The organism is Mesorhizobium sp. M7A.F.Ca.CA.002.04.1.1 (assembly GCF_004022805.1).
Lineage (GTDB): Bacteria > Pseudomonadota > Alphaproteobacteria > Rhizobiales > Rhizobiaceae > Mesorhizobium > Mesorhizobium ciceri.
In genome coordinates this window covers 1-479 of sequence record NZ_RZPL01001306.1, presented here as the reverse complement: position 1 = coordinate 479, position 479 = coordinate 1, and the positions used below count along the sequence as shown (strand labels likewise).

At 60.8% G+C, this 479-nt stretch carries 1 pseudogene; it reads right to left on the bottom strand.

The annotated features are described in order from the left end of the window. Positions 1–479 (bottom strand): annotated as a pseudogene (locus ENZ75_RS33925) (helicase SNF2); the annotation flags it as partial.

The window sequence follows — 479 nt, the reverse complement described above, 5'->3', positions numbered from 1 at the left end:
CCTCGGCATAGGCTTCAAGCTTGACGGTTTCCTCTTCGAGCCATTTCCGGTTTTCGTCCTCGGCGGATTTTTGCGCAGCGCCCAACGCTTCCCTGTCGATCCCGGCCATGCGGTTGGCCGGATATTCGGCATCAATCGCCGCGATGGATGCGGGTATCTGGAACAAGCGCTCGGCCGTTTCGGAGGCCAGCACCTGCCCGTCGTCCGTCACGGCCGCAATGACAATGCTATCACGCGATCCCATTGCGGTCTCCGCCTTCAAAAGTGAAACCTTCAGCCAGCCACTCTTGCCGCCGACGTGCTCAAGGTCGGAAAGCCGGGGCTGGCCGTCGGCTCGGTAGACCTTGTAGTCGAAGGCAAGTTTCGTTTCCGGTAGGTCGCGTGTGCGGGCAACCTCGACCAGGCGATCGGCCAGTGTTCCGTCTCCCAAACGAAAAAATTGCCAACCTTGCTCGTCCGCTTGGGGCCAAGCGGTCGAC